This window comes from uncultured Roseovarius sp., assembly GCF_947259555.1.
Classification (GTDB): domain Bacteria; phylum Pseudomonadota; class Alphaproteobacteria; order Rhodobacterales; family Rhodobacteraceae; genus Roseovarius.
The window spans coordinates 79,898-96,651 of record NZ_CAMYMD010000059.1 but is presented as its reverse complement, the minus strand read 5'-3'; the positions used below and the strand labels follow the sequence as shown (position 1 = coordinate 96,651).

Here is a 16,754-nt window from a genome sequence, read left to right as displayed (position 1 = left end):
CTCAGCTAAACCGCTTGAGGGCCAGCACCGCATTCAGCCCGCCAAAGGCAAAGGCGTTGCTGAGCGCCACCTCGACAGAGGCTTCGCGCGCGACATTCGGCACCACGTCGAGCGCGCATTCGGGATCTGGCTCTTCATAGCCGATCGTCGGGGCGATGATTCCGTCACGCAGCGCCATGATGCAGGCCAAAAGCTCCACCGCGCCGGTGCCTCCGATCAGGTGGGCATGCATCGACTTGGTCGACGAGATCATCAACGTATCGGCATGATGACCAAACACATCCGCGACTGCCGCGCTCTCGGTCTTGTCATTCGCAGCCGTGCCGGTGCCGTGTGCGTTGATATAGCCAACCTCGTCCGGATTGACGCGGGCATCGTGCAACGCGCCCGTGATCGCGCGGGCCGCGCCCTGCTTGGACGGCATGACGATGTCGGAGGCATCCGACGTCATTGCAAAGCCCACGACCTCTGCCAGTATCTCGGCACCACGCTTGCGCGCGTGCTCGTATTCCTCGAACACGAAGATCGCTGCGCCTTCCCCCTGTACCATCCCATTACGATTGGCGGAAAACGGGCGGCAGGCATCACGCGACATCACGCGCAGCCCCTCCCATGCCTTGACCCCGCCGAAGCAGAGCATCGATTCAGAGCCGCCGGTGATCATCGCGGGTGTGATGCCGCCATGCACCATCTGAAACGCTTGCGCCATGGCATGATTTGACGACGCGCAGGCCGTCGAGACGGTAAAGGTGGGCCCCTTGAGATTGAACTTCATCGACAGGTGCGACGCGGCTGCATTGTTCATCAGCTTGGGGACGACAAAGGGATGAACGCGGTTCTTGCCATCCTCGTAGACCGAGCGATAATTTTCATCCAGCGTGGTCATGCCGCCGCCTGAGTTGCCCAGAATGACACCGGCGCGCGCCGCCAGCTCGCCCGTGAATTCAAGACCTGCCTGCGCGATCGCCTCTCGCGCCGCGATGAGCGTGAATTGGGTGAAGCGGTCATACAGGGCAAGCTGTTGCCGGTTGAACTGCGCCTCGGGGTCGTAATTCTTGACTTGCGCCCCGATCCTGATCGAGAGCCGCTCGACATCCTGAAACTCGAGCTCGGAAATGCCGCAGCGCCCCTCACGCATCGCTTCGAGCGTCGTTGGAACATCGGCACCAAGGGCGTTGATCGTGCCTGCGCCTGTAATGACGACGCGCTTCACGATTGTTCCGCGATCAGCTTTTCAATACCGGCAATGATCGAACGCACCGACGAGATGTCGAAATCGCTTTCCGACGGATCATTGGCGTTGAACGGGACCGAGATATCGAACGCCTCCTCAATCGCGAATATGCTCTCGACGAGACCGAGGCTGTCGATGCCCAGATCCTCTGGCGTGCTGTCGAGGCTCACATCCGAAGGCTCCAGCACGGCCTGTTCTGCGATGATGGCGATGACACGGTCCTGAATGCTGCTCATTGCAAAATCTTTCGTTCTTTCGCTCGGGGACGGGCGGTTGTCAGCTGTTCTGCGTCAGCTTTGTAACGGTTTTTTTAAGATCGGCGACCTCGGCATACAATCTTTTCAGACGGCGAAGGCCCTTGAACACGTCAACTGTGGTTCCCATTTGCATCGCCGGATATCCCAGCATCATCCGACCCGCTGGAATATTTGACAAGACTATGGTGCCGCCGCCGGTGATCACGTTGTCGCCGATAAAGATATTGTCGCTCACGCCTGTCTTGCCGCCGAGCACGACATTGTTGCCGATCCGGGTCGACCCGGCTATCCCCACAAGTCCGCAGAGCAGACAATCACGCCCGATAATGACATTGTGGCCAATCATGACGAGATTGTCGATCTTGGTGCCGTGGCCAATCTGCGTGTCGCGGATCGTGCCTCGGTCGATCGTGCAATTGGCGCCAACCTCGACATCGTCGCCGATGGTGACCGACCCAAGGCTGTGTATACGGGTCCAACTTTGCGCGGCGGCGTCACCGATATTGCCCAATGTGGCCCGGCCCTGCTCAACCGCGGATGTCTCCGGGGTGACAAAAGAAAACCCGTCCCCCCCGATCACCGCACCGGGCTGTGCAATGAAACGCTCGCCAATAGTGACACGTGCCCCAATGCGAACCCCCTCGCGTAACACGGCACCATCGCCGATCCGGGTATCTGTTCCAATGAAACATTGCGGTCCTATGACCGTGCCAGCCCCGATACGGGCGCCTTTGCCGATCACCGCAAGCGGGCCGACGCTCACATCCGGCGCGAGCTGAGCTTCGGCGTGAATGACGGCGGAGGGGTGTCGTCCGGCCTCCCACCCCTGCCCCGGGTCAAGCAGGCGTGTCAGCCCCGGCATCACATAGCGGGGGCGTGGCGCGATTATTGCGGCTTTTAGACCGAGGCCTTGCCAGTCGGCCCCGTCCCAAACCACCGCCGCACGCGCCTTGCCGCGCAGAAGTCCTTCGGCATAGCGGGGTGACATCGCGAGTGCGAGATCGTCGGGGCCGGCATCGGCCGGCTCGGCCACGCCGTCGATCATGATATCCGATGCCCCGAGAGCCTGCGCCCCGAGCGCTGCTGCGACCTGATCTATGCTGTAGGACATGCAACACCCCTTCTACCGAAGCGGTATTTAGCCCTGAACCGCGCCCAACGAAACCCCTGCCTTGTCCAGCGCATCCCATATCCGCGCGTCCCGCCCGTAGACATCGCCACGATACTGCGTGCGTCCCTGCGCCTGCGTGAAGGCCGTCCGGTAGATGATATGGACCGGCACATGCTGTTTCAGTTCCACATAGGTTTCGCGGCGCGTGTCCAGAACCGAGTGGAAGTACCCCTGTGGATTGGTCTCCTGTTTTGCAAGGAGCGCATAGGCGAAATCGAACGGTTGGTGCAAACGGATACACCCATGGCTGAAATCCCGTTTCTCACGGTCGAAGAGTGCCTTTTGCGGCGTGTCATGGAGATAAATGTTGTACTTGTTGGGGAACATGAACTTGACCAGCCCAAGCGCGTTGCGCGGCGAGGGTGGCTGCTTGATCGCGAAGGGAAAGTTCCGCGCATTGTAGGCCGCGAAATTGATCGCACCGCGGCTGACCTCGCGACCATTGCGGTTATAGAGCTTCAGATGCGATGCCGCGTTTCGATTACGCTTCATCTGGGGCAGGTATTCCTTGACGGTGATCGAACGCGGCACATGCCATGTCGGATTGACGACCATGTGCTCCATCTCATCCGAGAATTCGGGGCTGCGACGATCGCCGACATTCTTGCCGATCACGGCGCGAGTCTGAAAGGTCACCTGGTCATTGTCCAGGATACGGGCGCTGAAATCCGTGAGATTGACGAGGATATGCCTTTGACCACGGTCCTCGCTCAGCCAGCGTTCGCGTTCCATCGCGACGATCACGGATTTGAGACGCTCCGCGACGGGGATGTTGAGCGCGGTCATGGTGCTTGCACCGGCCACGCCGTCTGCCTCCAGCCCATGCTCGGCCTGAAAGGTCTGAACGGCCTCTTGCAGGCGTGCATCATAGCTATGCGCAGAACTGCGCGTCATGTAGCCCATGGCGATGAGCCGGTTGCGCAGCGCCACCACGGCTTGCCCGCTATCGCCGGGGCGCAAGGTCTGCGCGGGCACCGCAGGCCCCCAACCTCCTTGTGTCATCAACCGTTCAAGGCGCAGCTTTTCCTTGAGCAGGCGCGCGTATTCGTTGCTCTGGGGCGGCAAGGCACGCATGGCCTTGTGCGGGGCGCGCGTGACAATGTCGTGCATATAGGCCGACACCTCGCGGTCCGTGACCTCGCGTTTGATATCAGTGTCCACACCGGACGGCACAAGTACGCCAGATTGCACATCGCGCGCGTACCGCAAATACGTGCGGCTGAGTTCAACCTCGATCAGCCCGAGATCCCGCATGGAGCGCGCCGCCTCCATGCGCGCCATGAGCCCCGGCAGGTCGTAGCGAACCGCAGGCAGACCGTGCAAATCCGCGCGCGCCAGAGCCTGGACGAGCGCCTGACGCCGCGCGCGGTCCATATCAGCCTCGCCGGTCCAGACCGGCCGGTAATCATTGGACCGGTAGAACGCGGCCAACTCACGGTCGTCGGCCGCCGCCTCGGCGACAGCTTGGCGAAACGCTGTGACCTGAGCCATCGCCGGCGCGGCAACCACGGCGGACATCAGCGCAAGTGATGCGATCATCAGCGTGTGTCTCAGACGCGGGACCCGCAGCAGACTCTTCATCTCAAAACCTCACTTCAAAACCTATCGATTCTCTTGATAGTGCCAATAAAGATCTCCGCCCTCAAATATTTGCTAACGAATCCGTGTCACGTTAGAGAACAACCGCGTGAGTGCGGCGAAAATGCAGCGGGGCGCGCACTTCTAAGTCACAGTGGTGAATTAATGCGCGAGATCCCGCCGAAAACCCTTGATGCTGGCGCGGCATATCAAAAGAGCACTTGGACGTTGATTCTTGTTATGGCATACAAACGGTGCATCTGGGGATGAAATGCAAAAGGTCGCGGGACAGCGGCCACAGGTAGGCGACGGGACAGGCGCTTGAAATGATGACAAAATTCAGCACGACTGGTATCTCACGCCGTGGGGTCCTCCAAATTTTTGCGGCCACCGCGATCTCTGCCGCTCCGACGTTTTCCAACGCTGCGGGGTTCCTGCGCGGAGCAGGTGACATAAGGCGGGTCCGCATGGTGTCCCCGCGCACGGGTGAACGGCTTGATACGATCTACTGGATCGAAGGCGACTACCTCAAGGACGCCGTTCGTGAAATTTCGCTCTTCATGCGGGACTGGCGTACAAATCAGGTGCGTAACATTGATCTGCGCACGATCGACATCATGGCCGCAAGTCATAACTTGCTTGATGCGTCCGAGCCTTACACATTGCTCAGCGGGTATCGCAGCCCGCAGACAAATGCGATGTTGCGCAGCCGGTCGCGTGGCGTGGCCAAGAACTCGCGTCACATGGTCGGTGAAGCGGCGGATCTGCGGCTCGGAAGCCGGTCCGTCAGCCAGATTTACCGCGCCGGGGTCGCTTGCGGTGGCGGCGGAGTTGGACGCTATTCGGGCAGCAACTTTGTTCACATGGATTGTGGACCGGTACGCACCTGGGGGCGCTGAGCGACCACCCTAGCAAAGCTAACCTAGCAAACCGAAAAAGAGCGGGCCGGTCTTACCGGCCCGCTCTTTTTTATATCACTCTGACACTTTCCCGCTCGCAAATGCGAAACTGGCCATCAGGCCAGTTTCGCATCACGCGCGGCCCTAAGCCGCGCAAAATCATCTCCCGCGTGATAGCTTGAACGGGTGAGCGGCGACGCGGAGACCATCAAAAACCCTTTGCCATAGGCGGCGCGTTCATAGGCCGCGAACTCATCGGGATGAACAAACCGGTCCAAGGCGTGATGCTTTGGGGTTGGTTGCAGATATTGCCCAATGGTCAAAAAATCAATATCGGCGGCTCGCATGTCATCCATCACCTGATGCACGGACTGCCGGTCTTCTCCGAGGCCGACCATGATACCGGATTTGGTGAACATGCCGGGGTCCATTTCCTTGACCCGCTGCAACAAGCGCAGCGAATGGAAATAGCGCGCACCCGGCCGCACCGATGGATAAAGCCCCGGCACGGTTTCCAGATTGTGGTTGAAAACGTCCGGCTTGGCCGCGACCACGGTTTCAAGAACGCTCTCGCCGCAATGCAGGAAATCAGGCGTCAGGATCTCGATGGTCGTGCCCGGAGCACGATGACGGATCGCCCGGATCGTCTGCGCGAAATGCTCGGCGCCGCCATCTTCGAGATCATCGCGGTCGACGCTCGTGACAACGACGTGATTCAGACCCAGCTTTGCCACGGCATCCGCCACCCGGCCCGGTTCGAACACGTCAAGCGTTTGCGGCTTGCCTGTGGCAACGTTGCAAAAGGTGCAACCGCGCGTACATATCTCCCCCATGATCATCATGGTCGCGTGGCCCTGGCTCCAACATTCGCCGGCATTGGGGCATCCCGCCTCTTCGCACACTGTCACAAGCTTGTTTTCACGCATGATGCGGTGCGTTTCGAAATACGCCTTGCTCGTTGGCGCCTTGACCCGGATCCAATCGGGCTTGCGCGGTTGGGACGTGGTGGCGCGATGCGCCTTTTCGGGATGACGTTGGTCCGGCAGTTTGAGATCGCGCACGAATTTTTCCCCGCGAATGGTTTGATAACTCTTACCTATTATAAGTCATAGCGATGGAAAGTACCAGTTGCGCAACGCCGCATCCCGGCCAGTGCATAAAGCGTAACGAGTGGCCATCGCATTTAGCGAGTGTCCTTTTGAGTGGTGGCCTGCGCTGTCTGTGGCGCAGGCCGCATCCCTGGCTGCGTGTGGCGCGCCTCGTCGATCATGTCCTGGCCCACCGCTTTCAGAATCTCGGCGAGCTTTTCGAACCACACCTCGTCATGCGTGCTCTTGCGGCGCGCCAGGACAATCTGCCGCGCGGGTTCGGGCGGGGCAAAGCGCCTCAATTTAATACCGGATGCCGCGCGCAACTCGGTCGTCGCCGCAATCTCGGGCATGAGGGTCAGGCCAAAGCCCGCAGCAACCAATCGCGACAAGGTACCAAGCGAAGATGCGCCCATGTCAATCTGCGCATGTCCGCGCCCGCGCCCGCAAACCTCAAGCGCTTGCTCTGTCAGGCAATGCCCGTCTTCCAGCAATAGCAGCGGCGTCTGTGCCAGACTGGTCGGTCGCAGCGCCTCTGCCCCCTGCCCGAGGGCCGCGAGGCGGGCGACCGTACCCGCGAGCAAGAACCGGTCCTCGAACAGCAACCGCTCACTGAGCCCCTCCGCCGCCACGGGGTGCGCCATGATCGCCGCGTCCAACTGACCGTTCTGGATATCTGCAATGAGCTGATCGGTCTTTGCCTCACGCACTTGCACATCAAGCGAAATGTCGCGACTGCGCAACGCTTCCAGAACTCCCGGAAGGATATAGGGCGCAATGGTTGGAATGATCCCGAGCGAGAGCCGCCCGGCCAGCCCGCCCTGCCATCGCGCGGCCTCGGTCAGGGCCTGCACGTCCTGTAGCACACGCGTCGCGTGCTCAAGTATCAGCCGCCCGAACGGGGTGAGCACCACATCCCGCGCCCGTCGCTCGACCAACTTGTCGCCCAAAAGCGTTTCAAGCTCCTTGATCTGCACCGAAAGGGCGGGTTGCGAAATGTTGACCATCTCTGCCGCACGCCCGAAATTGCGCTGTTCCGCGAGCGCCTTGAAATAGTGAAGCTGCCTGAAGGTAACGCTCATACCCTAAAGTTATCCCGTTCGCCAAAAGTCGCAAGATAGAATTATAGAAAGCCGCTTTGCAGCGTGCGATATGCCGCCTTATGCTCCGCTGGATACATAAGACGGGAACCGGAATACGCAAATGGACAGGCAGGCCCAAGGGCTCACCCAAAGCAGGCTGGGTCACAAACAGGAGTTTCTCAAGCAAATCGTCTTTGGTGGCACGGACGGGATCGTAACAACCTTCGCCATCGTTGCGGGCTTTGCCGGTGCGCAGGCCGAGGGCGTAGCACAGGTGGGCGGCCTGGCGGTGCTGCTCTTTGGGCTGGCGAATTTGCTGGCGGATGCGGTCAGCATGGGCCTCGGAGAATTCCTGTCACTGCGTGCGCAGCACGATCTTTACAGGGCCAGAAAAGCCCACGAACTGCGCGCCATTCACGAAACTCCCGACATACAGGCCACCCATCTGGCGAACCTGTTGCAGGCGCGCGGCCTCGGCGCCAAAGAGGCAAGGACCACCGCCACCACGTTTCTGCGCCATCCTGATTTGATGAGCGAGACGATCCTGAGCCACGCGACCGGCCTCACAGCGCCCGAAACCGAGAGCCCGTTGCGCAATGGCCTGTTCACCTTTGGCGCCTTCGTATGCTTCGGTGTGGTGCCGCTGATCCCCTACATGCTGTTCGATGCGACAGAGGAGACGACACGCATGTCCATCGTCGCCACCCTTTTGGCGCTGATCCTGCTGGGGCTCTTGCGGTGGAGTGCGACCGGTCATCAACTCTGGCGCAGTCTGGGCGAAACCGTGCTTGTCGGCACGGTTTGCGCCGTTGTCGCATTCACGGTGGGCGTGGTTGTTGGGGCCTAACCCATCATTCCGCCCGCGTCACCAAGGCCTTCGTAGTGGCGCTTGAGCCGCTGCAAGGCGATGCGCAACACGATTTTGCCAGACCGCGCGGACCAGCCCATTTTCTTTTCCGCCCGCTCCAGCCCCTCAAGATAACAGCAGCACCGCAGCACGACATCGCCAAGCCCCGGTCCGAGATCACGCAGCGCACCGGTGACGCGCGCGCGCGCCGCTTCGGCCCCAAAGCCCGTAGCACGGCCCGCGCCGCCCGGTTGGTCGACATGCGTCAGGAAATGATCCCAGTTCTGAGTGACACGCGGTGCCATGTGAGCGAGTTCGAAATCTTCGCGAAGCCGCTCTCCCGCACGCACCAGATCAGACGAGAGAAAGCGGCTTCCATCCTTGTCGCGACGCCGGGCCAAGGCGATCAAAGGTGACTCTGCCAACCCGTAGCGCACGCGGCTCACGCCATGCTCACGCGGGTCGTCACGTCCGGACATCACGATTTGTGCATCGCCGAGACCGCTGGCATTATTTTCCGCCTCGGCCAGCATGAGCCCCAAGGCGTTACGCCCGGCGCCCGTGATGTGATAGCGCGAAATCCGCCCAGGGTGATCGCAGGCGATCCACCCCTTGAGCGCCAGGGCCTCTGCCACTTCGCGCTCGACAACGGCGGTGCGCGACGGTTGGTCGGACGTCGTACCCCGCACGACGATCGCTTTGTCCATCGCGGCGGAAACGGCCAAGACCGAACCGGTCTCGCACAACCGGCGCAAGACCCGCCGTGCCTCGGATTTGAGACGGTTTTCGGTAAGGGTTCCATCCTGTGGGTCTGAAAGGTTTGTCTGGGACGTCATCGGGGGCTCCTTGGCAGGAGAACCGGGTGCCGTGTCATGGATAACGCGCTGACCGAGACGCCGAAGCGCCTCGTCAACCAAAAGGTCATCGCGCCGGGTCTCGAAGGCGCGAATCTGACGCATCACAGTGGAGGCATGCCGCCCTGCCCGCCTCGCAAGTGCCCGAATGGGCGTGCCTGTCTCGGTATGGGCAAGATAATGCAGGGCCGCCTCAGGCACCCAAGATGGGACCTCTTGCCAATCGGATTTGATCGCATACCCCTCGCGCATCGTCAGTCCCCCAAGTTACGAACATACAGTACCGGATTGCGATACGGCACCTTATCCACAGAGTTATCCACAACTTAAACGTGCAAATATTACCGGTTCGTTAATTGTTTCCAGTAAAGCAACCTTTGTTGACAAGTAGTAAACAAACTCAAAGCACTGCGCGCGCCCTTTGCGACAACCACGCAACAGGCCCCGAAACCGTGCGACCAAGATCCGCACAAACACGGGAGCCCATAATGCATGATATCCTTGGCACACTCAGAGCGCTGCACCGCCCGCCGCTCTTGATCCGCGCGGCACGCATCGGACTCGATGACTATCGACGCGACATACATCTGCGCCGCCATATCGGCGACGGCACCCTGCCCCGCAGCGCGGTGGCACTGATGAGCCTGATCGAGACGGAGGCGATGCTCGAACGTGATCGGCTTGAGCAGGCAAGCACCTACTCTCCGGCCCAGCACGTGGACGTATTGATTGTCATGATGGGAGAGGCCCGGCAGCTCACTATCGCTCCGGCCCTTTCGAGAGACTGAAAAAGCCAACGCGCGCCGCGAACGTATCCCGGCGCGCGTCTGGTTTCGACAATGGCTTAGCTGAACGCGTCCGGCATCTCTGCCTTGCGCTTGGCGACATAGGCCTCGAGAGCCTCGGCAATACCGGGATCAAGTGCAGGCTGCTGGTAGTCACCCAGCAGTTTCTTGACCCGTGCATTGGCCAGCATCATGGTGTCGCGTTCACCTTCTTCAGACCATGTCTCGAACGGCTTGTAGTCAAACAGGTTCGAACGCCAGAACGCGTTCTTGAAATTCGCCTGGGTATGCGCACAGCCCAGATAATGGCCGCCCGGACCCACCTCGCGGATGGCGTCCATCGCCTGCGCCTCCTCGTCGACCTGAACACCCCGGGCAAGGTGATGCAATGTGCCCAACTGATCGGCGTCCATCACGAATTTCTCGAAGGACGACACGAGGCCACCTTCGAGCCAGCCGCAGGAATGCAGCATGAAGTTGACCCCGGCGAGCAGCCCGACATTGAGGCTGTTGGCGGTCTCGTATCCGGCTTGGGCATCGGGCAGCTTGGAGCCGTTGAACGAGCCGGACGACCGAAATGGCAGCCCCAGACGACGTGCCAATTGCCCCGCACCATAAGTGATATGCGCGGCCTCTGGTGTGCCGAAGGTGGGCGCGCCCGAGTTCATGTCGATCGACGTGACGAAGGTGCCGAAAATGACCGGGGCGCCGGGGCGCACCAACTGGCTGTAAGCGATGCCAGCGAGCACTTCGGCAAGCACCTGCGTGAGTGTGCCCGCGACCGAGACGGGTGCCATCGCACCGCCCACGATGAACGGTGAGATAATGCAGGCCTGATTGTTGGCGGCATAAACCTCAAGCGCACCCATCATGACATCATCAAAAGTCATCGGCGAGTTGACGTTGATCAACGAGGTCATCACCGTGTTGTCCTGCACGAACTCCGACCCGAAGAGGATGTTGCACATCTCCACGCTGTCCTGCGCGCGGCTGGGCTCTGTCACCGAGCCCATGAACGGCTTGTCCGACAGTGTCATGTGCGCAAGCAGCATATCGAGGTGGCGCTTGTTGACCGGGATATCCGTTGGCTCGCAGACGGTTCCCCCGGAATGATGCAGCCATTTGGACATATAGCCCAGCTTCACGAACTTGCGGAAGTCGTCCATCGTCGCGTAACGGCGGCCACCCTCGATATCGCGCACGAAGGGCGGGCCATAGACCGGGGCGCAGACCAGCGTGTTGCCGCCGATCTCTACCGTGCGCTCGGGGTTGCGGGCGTGCTGCGTGATGCGCGATGGCGCGGTCGAACACAGCTGCCGTGCAAGGCCGCGCGGAATGCGCACCCGCTCTCCGGTAACATCCGCACCCGCATCGCGCCAACGCTGCAACGCCGCCGGATTCTGTACGAAATTCACGCCAACCTCTTCGAGGATCGTCTCGGCATTCGCCTCGATGATATCAAGTGCCTCTTCGCTCAGAACCTCGAAATTGGGAATGTTGCGTTCGATATAGCGCGCGGTCTCGACGCTGACGGCAGTGCGCTCGGCACGTCGCGCGGCCCCGCCGCCGCCCCGGGTTCGTCTGCTGCGCGCTGCTGCTTCTGACATGGTTGCACCCTTTTATGTGGTCAATTGCGATAGCCCTTGCTCCCGCCAAATGGCAGGTATTTTCACGTCATACCTGTTTGACTGAGCTTGACAGGCAAGGATTCCGGCGATTGCGGGGGAAAAGCGACACGAATGGCCAGTCGATGCGACGCAGAGGCCCTGACCGGCCGAACACGAAAAAGTGTACGGCAAATCACATTCCCGGAATGCAATATGACTCTCGCGATGTTCGGTTTTCCCGGTTGATCCATGTGGTTCTGGCAAAGCCCGATAAAACTTGAAAGACGCGGCGAACGCCGCACGGTGCGATGAAGGGACAACATGATGAGATCGACAAGCAAATTGCGTTGGTTGGCCAGCGTTCTGGTCGGCGGGGCTTTGCTCGCCGCACCGGCACAGGCCACCAACGGCTATTTCGCCAACGGCTATGGCGGCAAGTCCAAGGGCATGGCGGGCGCGGGCGTCGCGGTGCCGACCGGCGTTCTGGGCATGGCGCAGAACCCCGCCACCGGCGTCAAGGTCGGCAACAGCGCCGGGTTCTGCCTGACCACCTTCGCGCCCAATCGCGACGTGCGCATTCAACCCGGCGGCCCCCTGACCCCCGGCACCCATTCCAGCGAAAACGACGTCTTCTTCATCCCCTGCGGCGGCGCCAACTGGGCGCTGGATGACCGCTCGTCGCTCGGAGTGTTCGTCTTCGCCAATGGCGGCATGAACACCGAGTTCAACACCAATTTCTTTGCCGGTCTCGGGGCCGGTTCGTCGCCCGTGGGCGTCAACCTCGAACAGGCCTTCATCACCGTCAACTACGCACGGCAGGTCAGCGACCGGCTCACGTTCGGGATCTCGCCCATCCTCGCCGTGCAACGCTTCAAGGCACAAGGTTTGCAGGCCTTTTCCGGCCTCTCGGTCGCCCCCGGCGATGTCACCAATCGCGGCCATGACTGGTCGACCGGCCTCGGCCTCAACCTCGGCCTGCTCTTTGAGGCCAGCGACGAATGGACGCTCGGCGCGGCCTATCGCAACAAGATCCAGATGTCCGAATTCAGCCGCTACAAGGGCCTCTTCGCCGATGGCGGCGAATTCGACATTCCCGCGATGCTCACCCTCGGCGCGGCCTACACCCCCCGCGCAGCCCCCGACTGGACCATCACCGCCGAATACCAGCGCATCTTTTACGGCGGGGTCGATGCCATCGCCAATTCCAGCGCCCCTCCGGGCGGCCCTCTGGGTGGCGCGAACGGCGTCGGCTTCGGCTGGCAGGATGTCGATGTCTGGCGGCTCGCCGCGATCTGGCGCACCTCCGACCAACTGACCCTGCGCAGCGGCGTCAGCTACTCGACCGAGTTCATCGGCAATTCCGGCGACGTGGTGATCAACACCATCGCCCCCGCAACCCCGCAATGGCACCTCTCGGCGGGCGGCACCTACCGGATCAATGACCGCTGGGCCTTTACCTTTTCCTACACGCATGCCTTCTCCAACAGCGTCTCGGGCAACAACCCGGCGCTGACCGGGGCCCCGCAAGATGTGCGCATCCGCATGAAGCAGCACGAGATCGCGACCGGGCTCAGCTATCGCTGGTGACACCGCCCGCGCGCCGCTTTCTCTTGCGCAGATGCGGCGCGCGTTCTACTAGGCAGCGCATGAGCCAGATATCCCATGACCGCCTCCTGATCATCGACTTCGGCAGCCAGGTAACGCAGCTGATCGCGCGCCGCCTGCGCGAGTTGAACGTCTATTGCGAAATCCACCCCTATCAGAACGTGACCGACGCGCTCTTGCAAGAGATCGCGCCCCGCGCGATCATCTTCTCGGGTGGTCCAGACAGCGTGACCCGCGACGGCAGCCCGCGCCCGCCGCAGGCCGCCTATGACCTCGGCGTGCCGATCTTGGGCATCTGCTATGGCCAGCAGGTCATGATGCAGGATCTGGGCGGCAAGGTCGAGGCAGGCGAACACGCCACCGCCGAATTCGGCCGCGCCTATGTGGCACCCACCGGGCTCGAAAGCGAATTGATCGAAGGCTGGTTCGCGGATGACGCGGGCCGCGCGCAGGTCTGGATGAGCCACGGCGACCATGTCTCTGAAATCGCACCGGGATTCGAGGTTCTGGGCACCTCGCCGGGCGCGCCTTTCGCGATGACCGCCGACCGCGCGCGGCGCTACTACGCGGTGCAGTTCCACCCCGAGGTCCACCACACCCCCGACGGCAAACGGCTCTACGAGAATTTCGTGAAACTCGCGGGGTTCAAGGGCGACTGGACCATGGGCGCCTATCGCGAAGAGGCGATTGCCAAGATCCGCGCGCAGGTCGGCGACAGCCCGGTCATTTGCGGCCTCTCCGGTGGCGTCGATTCCTCGGTCGCGGCGGTCCTGCTGCACGAGGCGATCGGCGATCAGCTCACCTGCGTGTTCGTCGATCACGGCCTGCTGCGCCAGAACGAGGCGGTCGAAGTGGTCTCGATGTTCCGCGACCACTACAATATCCCGTTGATCCATGCAGATGAATCAGAGCTGTTTTTGGGTGAGCTTGACGGCGTAAGTGACCCGGAAACCAAGAGAAAGATCATCGGACGTCTGTTCATCGACGTGTTCCAGAAACACGCCAACGAGATCGAGGGCGCGGAATTCCTCGCGCAGGGCACGCTCTACCCCGACGTGATCGAAAGCGTCAGCTTCTCGGGCGGTCCCTCGGTCACGATCAAGTCGCATCACAATGTCGGCGGCCTGCCCGAGAAGATGGGCCTGAAACTCGTCGAACCATTGCGCGAACTCTTCAAGGACGAGGTCCGCGCCCTGGGCCGCGAGTTGGGCCTGCCCGACAGCTTCATCGGACGTCACCCCTTCCCCGGCCCCGGCCTCGCCATCCGCTGCCCCGGCGAGATCACCCGCGAGAAACTCGACATCCTGCGCAAGGCCGACGCGGTCTATATCGACCAGATTCGCAAGCACGGCCTCTATGACGAGATCTGGCAGGCCTTCGTCGCCATCCTGCCGGTGCGCACCGTCGGCGTGATGGGCGACGGGCGCACCTATGATTTCGCCTGCGCCCTGCGCGCAGTGACGAGCGTCGACGGCATGACGGCGGATTACTACCCGTTCAACCACGATTTCCTCGGAGAGACTGCGACCCGCATCATCAACGAGGTCAAGGGCATCAACCGCGTGACCTACGACATCACCTCGAAGCCACCCGGCACCATCGAATGGGAGTGATCGAGAGCATGAGGGGCCGTTGATGGGCCTGCGAGACGGCCTCAAATACCTCGAACGCGGGGCCAAGTCCGCGCACCTCGCGCGCGCAAGACTGATGCGCGGCGCGGCCTCGCGCGACGCAGTTCACGCTTTTGCAGCCGAGATGCGGAACAGTATCGCCCACGTGCCCCTGATCCGTATCGGGGGCAAGGGGGATGGTGGGTACCTGCTGCCTGACGACCTGTCGGGTATCCGACATTGTTTTTCGCCGGGCGTGTCCACGACTGCCGATTTCGAGGATCAGATCGCGCGCGATTACGGCATCCGATCTTATCTGGCCGATGCCAGCGTCGAAACAGCCCCTCTGCAAAATCCGATGTTCGAATTTGATCGCAAGTTTCTTGGTACCCATTGTGACGCCACATTTACGACGCTCTCTGCATGGGTTTTGGACAAGCTTGAAGAGACGCGCGACGACGATCTGCTCTTGCAGATGGATATCGAGGGCGCGGAATTCGATGTGCTGATCGAGAGTGACTCGGCGCTGTTGCGGCGATTTCGGATCATGGTGATCGAGTTCCATGGCATGGAACGTGTTTTTGAGCGTTACAGCCTGCCCCTGATCCGTGCCATGTTCGCCAAATTGCATCGAGACTTCGCGCTGGTGCACCTGCATCCCAACAATTGTTGCGGCATCGCGCAGTACCGTGATGCGGCCATTCCAAGAGTTTTTGAAGCCACGTATCTGCGCCGAGACCGCTTGGCCGCTATGGTGGCCAGCGGACCCATCACCCTGCCCCACCCGGATGATCACAGGAACGTGCCCGCCAACCCCGAGCTCATCATGCCAGAGATGTGGTGGCGCACATGATCCGGCTCACCGGCACCATGCGCTGCGCACCGGACGAGGCCGAGGCGGTGCGCAGCGCCCTGCCAGAGCACATCCGCCTGACGCGGGCAGAACCTGGCTGTATCGCCTTTGAGATATCCGAGACCGCGCCGGGCGTCTTCACTGTCCGCGAACTTTTTGCCGATGCCAGCGCCTTCGAGATCCATCAAGACCGTACCCCTTCCTCTGACTGGTGGAAAATCACCGGACACATGACTCGCGACTTCAGGCGGTCCACGGAATGACCCTCGCGCCGGCCCCACCAAGCACCGATCCACGCAGTGTACTGCGCGCGGGCCTCTGGATGCTGGGCGCTGTGGTGTCCTTTTCCTCGATGGCGGTGGCGGGCCGCGCCGTCAGCTTCGAGCTCGATACATTCGAGATCATGATGTATCGCAGCATCGTCGGCTTTGTCCTCGTGCTGACCGTGGCTCGTCTCACCGGCCATTCGCGCAGTATCACCACCCGCTCGCCGGGTCTGCATCTCATCCGCAATATCAGCCATTTCACCGGCCAGAACCTGTGGTTCTACGCCATCACAATGATCCCGCTGGCACAGGTCTTCGCACTCGAATTTACCTCGCCGCTCTGGGTGCTGGTGCTGTCACCACTCATCTTGGGCGAACGGATGACAAAGGTGCGCGCGCTGGCCGCTATCATAGGCTTTACCGGCATCCTGATCGTCGCCCGCCCCAGCCCGGACACGATCAACGCAGGCACACTCGCCGCCGCCGCCGCCGCCATCGGCTTTGCAGGCTCCATTCTCGCGACCAAACGGTTGACCCGCACCGAGACGCTGACCTGCATCCTCTTCTGGATGACCGGCACACAAATCGTATTCGGCTTGGTGTGCGCCGGAATTGACGGCGATATCGCCCTGCCCTCGCCCGCCTCGGCCCCGTGGCTGATCGTGATCGGCTGCGCCGGGCTGATGGCGCATGTGTGCCTGACCACCGCGCTCTCCATCGCGCCCGCCACCGTGATAACACCCGTCGATTTCCTGCGCCTGCCGCTGATCGCGGTGATCGGCCTCATGGTCTATGGCGAGGCGATAGATGCCCTCACCCTGATCGGCGCAGCCGTGATTTTCGGGGCCAATTACCTCAATCTCTGGTTCGAGACACGGAAACGTTACTGATTTTGCAGGGTTTCCCTTAAAAAGTGTGTCCGCCGCGCCACCCCCCCCAGGCCGTATCCTTGTGACGCGGCGTCGCCAATTGACCGGCCTGCACGTAACAGTAATGTGGCGTGCATTACTCTGGAGGA

At 61.4% G+C, this 16,754-nt stretch carries 16 protein-coding genes; 8 read left to right on the top strand and 8 right to left on the bottom strand.

Annotation, left to right across the window (positions count from 1 at the left end):
* Position 1: 1 nt before the first annotated feature.
* From Q0X85_RS09660 to Q0X85_RS09645, 4 genes are read right to left on the bottom strand one after another with little or no spacing between them, the layout of a single operon-like run.
* Positions 2-1,213, bottom strand: a complete 1,212-nt coding sequence (locus Q0X85_RS09660) for a beta-ketoacyl-[acyl-carrier-protein] synthase family protein (RefSeq protein WP_297771673.1) — start codon at positions 1,211-1,213, stop codon at positions 2-4.
* Complete coding sequence (locus Q0X85_RS09655; protein ID WP_297771672.1) at positions 1,210-1,470, bottom strand: phosphopantetheine-binding protein; 261 nt, start codon at positions 1,468-1,470, stop codon at positions 1,210-1,212. Before Q0X85_RS09655 ends, Q0X85_RS09660 begins: the two co-directional genes overlap by 4 nt.
* 40 nt (positions 1,471-1,510) lie before the next feature.
* Positions 1,511-2,602, bottom strand: coding sequence for a UDP-3-O-(3-hydroxymyristoyl)glucosamine N-acyltransferase (gene lpxD, locus Q0X85_RS09650; RefSeq protein ID WP_297771671.1), 1,092 nt, complete (start codon positions 2,600-2,602; stop codon positions 1,511-1,513).
* Between the two features lie 27 nt (positions 2,603-2,629).
* The gene (locus Q0X85_RS09645; protein WP_297771793.1) at positions 2,630-4,201 is read right to left on the bottom strand and encodes a L,D-transpeptidase family protein; all 1,572 of its coding nucleotides are present in this window, start codon (positions 4,199-4,201) and stop codon (positions 2,630-2,632) included.
* 368 nt (positions 4,202-4,569) lie between these two features.
* Here Q0X85_RS09645 and Q0X85_RS09640 point away from each other — a divergent pair, with 368 nt between their 5' ends.
* Complete coding sequence (locus Q0X85_RS09640; protein WP_297771670.1) at positions 4,570-5,139, top strand: DUF882 domain-containing protein; 570 nt, start codon at positions 4,570-4,572, stop codon at positions 5,137-5,139.
* Between the two features lie 116 nt (positions 5,140-5,255).
* Here Q0X85_RS09640 and lipA read toward each other — a convergent pair whose 3' ends face one another.
* Complete coding sequence (gene lipA / locus Q0X85_RS09635) at positions 5,256-6,200, bottom strand: lipoyl synthase (protein ID WP_297771669.1); 945 nt, start codon at positions 6,198-6,200, stop codon at positions 5,256-5,258.
* A 122-nt stretch (positions 6,201-6,322) separates the two neighbouring features.
* Positions 6,323-7,309 (bottom strand): hydrogen peroxide-inducible genes activator, encoded by a 987-nt coding sequence (locus tag Q0X85_RS09630; protein WP_297771668.1) that lies wholly within the window; start codon positions 7,307-7,309, stop codon positions 6,323-6,325.
* Between the two features lie 121 nt (positions 7,310-7,430).
* Between Q0X85_RS09630 and Q0X85_RS09625 the strand changes: the two genes are divergently transcribed.
* Positions 7,431-8,156 carry a VIT1/CCC1 transporter family protein gene (locus Q0X85_RS09625; protein ID WP_297771667.1) on the top strand — a complete coding sequence of 242 codons (726 nt, stop codon included), beginning with the start codon at positions 7,431-7,433 and terminating at the stop codon, positions 8,154-8,156.
* Here the strand turns inward: Q0X85_RS09625 and Q0X85_RS09620 are convergent.
* On the bottom strand, positions 8,153-9,115 hold the full coding sequence (locus Q0X85_RS09620) for a DUF6456 domain-containing protein (protein ID WP_366129718.1): 963 nt from the start codon (positions 9,113-9,115) through the stop codon (positions 8,153-8,155). The two genes, Q0X85_RS09625 and Q0X85_RS09620, sit on opposite strands and share 4 nt — an antisense overlap.
* Positions 9,116-9,498: 383 nt before the next feature.
* Here Q0X85_RS09620 and Q0X85_RS09615 point away from each other — a divergent pair, with 383 nt between their 5' ends.
* Positions 9,499-9,798, top strand: a complete 300-nt coding sequence (locus Q0X85_RS09615; protein ID WP_297771663.1) for a DUF6477 family protein — start codon at positions 9,499-9,501, stop codon at positions 9,796-9,798.
* Positions 9,799-9,854: 56 nt separating this feature from the next.
* Here the strand turns inward: Q0X85_RS09615 and Q0X85_RS09610 are convergent, their stop codons facing one another.
* Entirely contained in the window at positions 9,855-11,402 is a 1,548-nt protein-coding gene (locus Q0X85_RS09610; RefSeq protein WP_297771661.1) for a trimethylamine methyltransferase family protein, read from the bottom strand.
* A 324-nt stretch (positions 11,403-11,726) separates the two neighbouring features.
* On the opposite strand from Q0X85_RS09610, the gene Q0X85_RS09605 reads away from it, so the two are divergent.
* Genes Q0X85_RS09605 through Q0X85_RS09585 form a run of 5 tightly spaced genes read left to right on the top strand, consistent with a single transcriptional unit; the run spans position 11,727 to position 16,626 of the window.
* On the top strand, positions 11,727-12,989 hold the full coding sequence (locus Q0X85_RS09605) for an outer membrane protein transport protein (protein ID WP_297771659.1): 1,263 nt from the start codon (positions 11,727-11,729) through the stop codon (positions 12,987-12,989).
* A gap of 59 nt (positions 12,990-13,048) precedes the next feature.
* Positions 13,049-14,620, top strand: a complete 1,572-nt coding sequence (gene guaA / locus Q0X85_RS09600; RefSeq protein WP_297771657.1) for a glutamine-hydrolyzing GMP synthase — start codon at positions 13,049-13,051, stop codon at positions 14,618-14,620.
* 22 nt (positions 14,621-14,642) lie between these two features.
* Positions 14,643-15,470, top strand: coding sequence for an FkbM family methyltransferase (locus Q0X85_RS09595; protein ID WP_297771655.1), 828 nt, complete (start codon positions 14,643-14,645; stop codon positions 15,468-15,470).
* A complete protein-coding gene (locus Q0X85_RS09590; RefSeq protein ID WP_297771653.1) occupies positions 15,467-15,733 on the top strand; it encodes an antibiotic biosynthesis monooxygenase in 267 nt (88 codons plus the stop codon). Before Q0X85_RS09595 ends, Q0X85_RS09590 begins: the two co-directional genes overlap by 4 nt.
* Positions 15,730-16,626, top strand: a complete 897-nt coding sequence (locus Q0X85_RS09585) for a DMT family transporter (RefSeq protein ID WP_297771652.1) — start codon at positions 15,730-15,732, stop codon at positions 16,624-16,626. Before Q0X85_RS09590 ends, Q0X85_RS09585 begins: the two co-directional genes overlap by 4 nt.
* Positions 16,627-16,754: the final 128 nt, after the last annotated feature.